Here is a 7,086-nt window from a genome sequence, read left to right on the forward strand (position 1 = left end):
GAACCGGCGGGTTTCGTCCCGCCAGCCGACATCCTTTTGCCCGGCAGCAAAAGGATGCAAAAGTGCCTGCGCTCGCAGCGGGCATGGTGGTCGCGTATCGCTGTGATTTTAATCAGGGGAGAACGAATGTCCAGATTTTACCGGTCTGCACCGGGACGGGGCCTTTTCTTATGGGGCCCCGTTGGCGTTGAAAATTATTTTAGCCGGTTTTCATGGCGGCTTCAATTCAGCACTCATCATTTACAACGAAGACGCCGACAGGCACGGGGCGAAAAGAACAGCCCCGTTAGACGCGGCAGATGTGCACCGACCGCGTCCCTCGTACACAGTTTCTTGAATTCCTCCCCCTGCGAATCCGACATGCTCCATGCAATGGCAGGCCCTTTTCTGCTCACTCTTTTGGCCCAGCAAAAGAGTGAGGCGGCAGCGGGCCGCGACCCGCGAAGTTGCTTTTCAGATTTTCAAGCCAGAACACTCAAGTTAACCAGCTTAACTACGTCCCCCCCCCTTTTTTGCCCGTCTTGCCTGATATTTAATGCGGAATCCGGATTCATAGTCATACTCAAATCCGTTCAGGTCCAATAAGGTTTCAAGGGCGTAATTCACGGACTTTTCCCCTCCATGAGTTAACATCAGATGTTAACTCTATCCCCTTTGTTTTTAATTGCCAAGGTCGATGGTTTACCTGCCTCCCGAAGCAAACCATGCTCTCAAATACATTCAAATTTGATGGCGTCGCAAAAAGTCCGCCCTACTGCGTTACGCCGGTTTTTCAGGACCTCGACCTACCTGATGTAGGCCTTCGCCCCTGAAAAACCACCAGGCCTTGGAGGACGAAATTTTTACTTAGCCATCCCATGAGTTTTTGCGAGTGCATCAAATTTGATCTTTCTGTACCTGTTCTGATCCGGGGCATTTTGCCCCGACGGGGTACAATGCCCCCGCTCTGATGATTCGTAACCATCTGTAATTATTGATAATCACTTTGGCACAAGGGTTGCGATTGAGTATTATTAACCCGTTCCCGGAGGTCTGCAATGAATGTCACCCAACCGCTTGACCAGCACCTGAAAATTCTTCTCGCCGAGGACGACCGCGAACTGCGCGAGTTACTGGCGTTTTCGTTGTTTCGGGTCGGTTATACTGTTACGAGCTGCAGTAACGGACTGGAACTGCTGGAGCGTCTGGACTACCGCCAGAGTGAGGGTCAGCAACGGTATGATCTGGTACTGACCGATCTGCGCATGCCGGCACTGACCGGTCTGGAGGTGCTCGAAGCGCTGCACGATCTTCCCGGCTTGCCGTTTGTTATCTGCATGACTGCTTTTGGTGACAGTGCGACCCATGATGCTGCAAAGGCACTGGGAGCAACCGAGACAATTGATAAACCGTTTGACCTCGATCAGTTGATCGCGCTGATCAATTCTTACTTCCCCGCCACGCGCGGGGCAACATCTCAGCAAAGGAGCTTATCATGACAAACCAGCGCAAATTGTTGCCATTGGTGTTCGTAGTGCTGATGGTCCTGGGGGTCGGCGCGGTCGCGCCTGCCGCCGTTCACGCCCAGGAACAAGGGGTGGAAAACCTGCGCCAGAGTGGTCAGGCGTTTCGCAGCGTCGCTAAAAAGGTTTCCCCGGCGGTCGTTTTTATCCAGGTCGAGCAGGAAGTTTCCCGACGCAACCCATCGCAATATTTCTCGCCTTTTGACAGCCCGTTCAATGACGAATTTTTCCGCCGTTTTTTCGGCCAGCCTCCGCGCTCGCAGCGTCCCCGTCAGCAGGCACCCCAGCGCCACACGATTGGTCAGGGGTCAGGATTCATTATCTCGCCCGACGGCTATATCCTGACCAATAACCATGTGGTTGAGGACGCCGACAAGGTCCGCGTGACGCTGCACGATGGACAGGAATATGTTGCCGAGATCGTTGGCGCCGATCCACCGAGCGATCTGGCGGTGATCAAGATCAATGAGAGTGATCTTCCTTTCTTGCGGCTGGGTGATTCCGAGCAGCTTGAGGTTGGCGACTGGGTGCTCGCGGTGGGGAACCCCTTCGGTCTCTCGCATACCCTGACCGCCGGGATTGTCAGTGCCAAGGGGCGCAGTGGCATGGGGCTCAGTGACTACGAGAATTTTATCCAGACCGACGCGGCGATCAACCCAGGCAATTCCGGGGGCCCCCTGGTCAATCTCAATGGCGAGGTGGTGGGGATCAATACCGCTATTTTCAGTCGCAACGGGGGGTACATGGGGATCGGTTTCGCCATTCCGGTCAACATGGCCAAACAGATTCGGAGCCAGTTGATTGAGCACGGTGCGGTGATTCGTGGTCGGCTCGGCGTCTATATCCAGGATCTGACCAGGGAACTGGCGCAATCGTTCGGGCTGGACAACGAACAAGGGGTGCTGGTGTCGCAGGTGCTGGAGGACACCCCCGCTGCCGCGGCAGGGCTTAAGCGCGGAGATATCATTCAGCAACTTGATGGCAAAGATGTCGGCAAGGTCACGGATTTCCGTAACCGGATTGCACTCACGCCACCCAAGACGCGTGTCACGCTGCGGATTCTGCGTGACGGCAGGACGCAGCTGATCACTGCAACGATCGGCACGCTGGATGATGCCCAAGGTGCCGCTGCAGCAGGTGAGCGCGATGTGCCGGAGCTTGGCCTGAACTTGCAGGAGCTGACACCGGAGCTGGCCGCACGCCTCGGCTACGAGGGGGAACGGGGCGTGGTGGTCGCGGTAGTAAAACCAGGCTCGGCGGCTGCTGACGCCGGACTTGAGCGTGGTGTGCTGATTCAGGAAATCGATCGTCAGGTGGTCACCAGCCCTGCCCAGGCGATCAAATTACTGACCCAGGGGAAGGCACACCTGCTATTGATCAGGCAGGGTGAAGGTTCACGCTATCTGGCCTTGAAATTAGCACAATGATAGTTGCTACAGGCGGAGGATGGAAAACGTTGCGCTGCGCGAGAATGCCATCGGCGGCGTTCTCTCCTTGACAATTTTCCATCCTCCTCCCTATGATGCAGCGATGAAAGACATGGCGCGGCATGAGTGATTATCCCCTGTTATTCAATGTCACCGGGCAGCTGTGCGTGGTGGTTGGTGGTGGCACGGTCGGTTCCCGCAAGGTGCGTGGTCTGTTGAACTCTGGCGCGCGGGTGCGCCTGATCGCGCCAGCAGGGAACTCCGGATTTCAGGACCTCCCGTCAGTTGAGGTGATTGCCCGTAACTTTCTCCCTGCCGATCTTGACGGGGCCTGTCTGGCTTTTGCTGCAACCGATGATCGCGCAGTCAATGCCGCTGTCGCCGCAGCGGCGCGCGTGCGCGGCATCCCCGTCACTATTGCCGACGATCCCGCTGCGGGCGATTTTACCCTGCCGGCAACACTGCAGCGGGGTAAACTGTCGATCTCGGTCGCCACCGCGGGGGAAAGCCCGCTGTTGGCGGTTGTGTTGCGCGACCTGCTGGCCGAACAGTTTGGTGAGGAGTGGGGGGCGGTGGTTGCCATTGCGGCGGCATTGCGCCGAAAGAAATTGACACCCGGTATGAAAAATTTCTATAATCCGCAAGTTTTACAGCAACTGTTGGCTGCCGGGCTGCCGCAGTTGCTGGCGACCGGCAGCATTGTTGCGGTTGATCGTTTGTTAACGGAGCACCTCGGCCCGCGCTGGACTCTTGCCGCGCTGGATGTTCGGCTTTCGGAAGAAATGATATGAGCGTCAATCTACTGTTGTTTAAAATCACCCTGCTTTTGTATTTCGTGGCCACCGTCTGCTATCTGATCGATGTTCTCGCGCAGAAGGATGTGGCCGGGAAGATGGCTCGCTGGGTTCTCAGCGGCGGATTCCTGTTGCACTGCATCACTCTCGGTGCACGCTGGATCGAAGCAGGACATGCGCCGATGGCGAGCTTGCACGAGTCATTGTCCTTCTTTGCCTGGGCCATTGTCGGCATCTTTCTCCTCTTCGATCTGCGCTATCGTCTGGCGGTGCTCGGTGCCTTTTGTACGCCGTTGGCCCTCGGCCTGATGATCTTCAGCCTCGGCGCGCCGGGGGAAATCAAGGAGCTGAATCCGATCCTCGACACCTGGTGGTTTCCGGTGCATGTCAGTCTGGCCTTTGCCGGGTATGCGGTCTTTGCCATCGCTTTTGCTGCCGGGGTCATGTATCTGATTCAGGAGCGCCTGCTGAAGAAGAAGCGCTTTTCCGGGCTGTATTTTCGCCTTCCGGCCCTTAACACCCTCGACAGCATCAACTATAAATGCCTGTCCTTCGGCTTCCCGCTGATGACCATGGGGATCGTTTCCGGCGCGATCTGGGCCAACATGGCCTGGGGTGGCTACTGGCGCTGGGATCCGAAAGAGACCTGGGCGCTGATCACCTGGTTTCTCTATGCAGCGTTGCTGCATGGTCGTCTGACCGTCGGCTGGCGGGGGCGGCGGGCGGCGATTTTCTCCATTATCGGTTTCCTCTGTCTGCTTTTCTCCTTTCTCTGCGTGAACTGGTTTCTTTCTGGTGAGCACAGTTTTCGCGTGTTGGCCGGGGGCTGATCGGTATGAATATTATTGTTGTTGGCCTCAGCCACAGAACCACGCCGGTAGAGATCCGCGAGAAGGTTGCTTTTGCGCCGACCGAGATGGAAAAACCACTCCGGCAAATGCTCGCCCTGTCGGCAGTCAACGAGGCGGTGATTGTTTCGACCTGCAATCGCGTCGAACTCTACGCCTGTACCCGCGACATCGATAACGCGATCGCTCAATTGCGGCGTTTTCTCGCCGATTATCACGGTCTTGACGACGCGGTGCTGGCGCCCCATCTCTATGACTACTACGGCGAAGATGCCATCCGTCACGTCTTTCGTGTCTCTTCCAGCCTCGATTCGATGGTCCTTGGCGAACCGCAAATCCTCGGTCAGATCAAGACCGCCTATTCTTACGCCACCGAGCACAAGACCGCCGGGCTGATTCTCAACCGTTTTTTGCATAAAGCATTTTCCGTTGCCAAGCGAGTACGTACCGAGACCAGTATCGCCAGTAGCGCGGTTTCGGTGTCGTTTGCCGCGGTTGAACTGGCGCGTAAAATATTTGAAAAGCTCGACGATAAAACCGTCATGCTGATCGGTGCCGGCGAGATGTGCGAACTGGCGGCGCGCCATTTTGTCAGTAACGGTGTGCGCTCGGTCCTTGTCACCAACCGCACCTTTGCCCGCGCGGAGAAGCTCGCTGATGAGTTCGGCGGTCGCCCGGTGCCGTTCGCGGAATTCGCCGATTATCTGCCGCAAGTCGATATCGTCCTGACCTCGACCGGTGCCCCTGATTTTGTGCTCAGTGCCGATAAGGCCGAAGAAGTGATTCGGCGGCGCAAGAATAAACCGATGTTCATGATCGATATTGCCGTGCCGCGTGATATTGACCCGCGGGTTAACGACATCGACAATATCTATCTCTACGATGTTGATGATCTCCAGGGGGTGGTGGCGGCTAACCTCAAGGGGCGTAAAAAAGAAGCAAAAAAAGCTGAAATGATCGTCGATCAGGAGATCGGACAGTTTTTCCGCTGGCTTGGCAGTCTGGATGTTGTGCCAACAGTCGTCGCCCTGCGCAAGAAACTCGAAGATATCCGTCGCAGCGAACTGGACAAGACCTTCGGTAACCTCAAGGGACTGGACGAAAAAGAACGCAAGGCCATTGAGGCGTTGACGGCGGCAATTATCAACAAGGTGCTGCACCAACCGACATTGTTGCTTAAACAGAGCAGCAACGATGCAACCAGTGACGGTTATATCGATGCGGTGCGGGCACTCTTTAATCTTGAAACCCCGAATCCCGACGATGAAATAAAACCCCTCGACCACTTCGATGGCGAGGGCAAAAGGAGTCATGGTTAAATGAGTAAAAAACTGTTGCGTATCGGCACTCGCGCCAGCCAACTGGCCCTGTGGCAGGCAAACTGGGTCAGATCCGAGCTGGAAAAACGCTATCCTGATCTGGAAGTCACCCTGACCAAGATCAAGACCAAAGGTGATAAAATCCTCAATGTGCCGCTGGCAATGGTTGGCGGCAAGGGGTTGTTTGTCAAGGAAATCGAGGAAGCGATGTTGCGCGGCGAGATCGATATTGCGGTGCATTCGATGAAAGATGTGCCGACCTATTTCCCCGCCGGACTGGCGCTGCGGTGTATCACCGAACGTGAAGATTGTCGTGACATCGTGATCTTGCGTCCCGGTGTTGCCAGCTGGAGAGATCTGCCGCAAGGGGCGCGGATTGGCACCAGTGCCCTGCGCCGCAAGGCGCAGTTGCTGCACATCCGTCCCGATCTGGCGATGGTCGATATTCGCGGCAATGTCGAGACGCGGATGCGCAAGTTGACCGAAGATAATCTCGATGCGGTGATTCTGGCGGCGGCCGGGATGCACCGCCTCGGATTCTCGGGGCAGATCGGTGAATATCTGCCGGTGGACGTGTCGATCCCCGCCATTGGTCAGGGGGCGTTGGGGATTGAATCACGGATTGATGACGCCGCGACCAACGCGATGATCGACTTTTTCAACCATCCGGAAACGGATTGGGCGGTGCGCGCCGAACGCGCCTTCCTGAAGCGTCTGCAGGGCGGTTGTCAGGTGCCGATTGCCTGTCATGGTACCGTTGACGGAGATTCCCTGACGTTGACCGGTTTTGTTTCCGATTGCGAGGGGGTACGTTGTTTGAAGAAGGTCGCCTGCAGCCCGGTTGCTGCTGCGGAGAAACTGGGCACGTCGCTGGCCGATGACCTGCTGATTCAGGGCGCGGGGGCGATCCTTAACGAAGTTTACGCACACGAGACATTCAACGTCGACAAGGAAGACGTCTGATTTTAGTAATGCGCGATGGATGCGGTTAGTTTTCACCACGAAGAGCACGAAGGCCACGAAGAAAAACAGGAACTGTTCAGTACGCCAGGAAAAACTTTTGTAACTGTTCAGCTCTTTTGTAGGAGCGGCTTTAGCCGCGAACCATCGCGCCTGAAGGCGACTCCTGCAACGTCATTCCGGCAGGGGTTTAGCCGGAATCCAGGGTTTTGAGGGTTGAAAGTCTAGATCCCCGA

The 7,086-nt window shown here is 56.2% G+C and carries 6 protein-coding genes; all 6 read left to right on the top strand.

Annotation, left to right across the window (positions count from 1 at the left end; genetic code table 11):
• The first annotated feature begins 1,037 nt into the window (after positions 1-1,037).
• The 6 genes from K0A93_13330 to hemC all read left to right on the top strand — a co-directional run bounded on the left by K0A93_13330 (position 1,038) and on the right by hemC (position 6,853).
• Positions 1,038-1,478 carry a response regulator gene (locus K0A93_13330; GenBank protein ID MBW6513070.1) on the top strand — a complete coding sequence of 147 codons (441 nt, stop codon included), beginning with the start codon at positions 1,038-1,040 and terminating at the stop codon, positions 1,476-1,478.
• A 41-nt stretch (positions 1,479-1,519) separates the two neighbouring features.
• Positions 1,520-2,929 (top strand): DegQ family serine endoprotease, encoded by a 1,410-nt coding sequence (locus K0A93_13335; protein ID MBW6513071.1) that lies wholly within the window; start codon positions 1,520-1,522, stop codon positions 2,927-2,929.
• Positions 2,930-3,051: 122 nt separating this feature from the next.
• Positions 3,052-3,720 carry a bifunctional precorrin-2 dehydrogenase/sirohydrochlorin ferrochelatase gene (locus tag K0A93_13340; protein MBW6513072.1) on the top strand — a complete coding sequence of 223 codons (669 nt, stop codon included), beginning with the start codon at positions 3,052-3,054 and terminating at the stop codon, positions 3,718-3,720.
• Positions 3,717-4,553 (top strand): c-type cytochrome biogenesis protein CcsB, encoded by an 837-nt coding sequence (gene ccsB / locus K0A93_13345; protein ID MBW6513073.1) that lies wholly within the window; start codon positions 3,717-3,719, stop codon positions 4,551-4,553. The genes K0A93_13340 and ccsB overlap by 4 nt, the downstream gene beginning before the upstream one ends.
• A 5-nt stretch (positions 4,554-4,558) precedes the next feature.
• Positions 4,559-5,890 carry a glutamyl-tRNA reductase gene (hemA, locus tag K0A93_13350; protein ID MBW6513074.1) on the top strand — a complete coding sequence of 444 codons (1,332 nt, stop codon included), beginning with the start codon at positions 4,559-4,561 and terminating at the stop codon, positions 5,888-5,890.
• The gene (gene hemC, locus K0A93_13355; protein MBW6513075.1) at positions 5,891-6,853 is read left to right on the top strand and encodes a hydroxymethylbilane synthase; all 963 of its coding nucleotides are present in this window, start codon (positions 5,891-5,893) and stop codon (positions 6,851-6,853) included. It abuts the gene before it with no gap.
• The last annotated feature ends 233 nt before the right edge of the window (positions 6,854-7,086 follow it).

The organism is Desulfuromonadaceae bacterium, from assembly GCA_019429445.1.
In the GTDB taxonomy this organism is placed as follows: Bacteria; Desulfobacterota; Desulfuromonadia; order Desulfuromonadales; family JAHYIW01; genus JAHYIW01.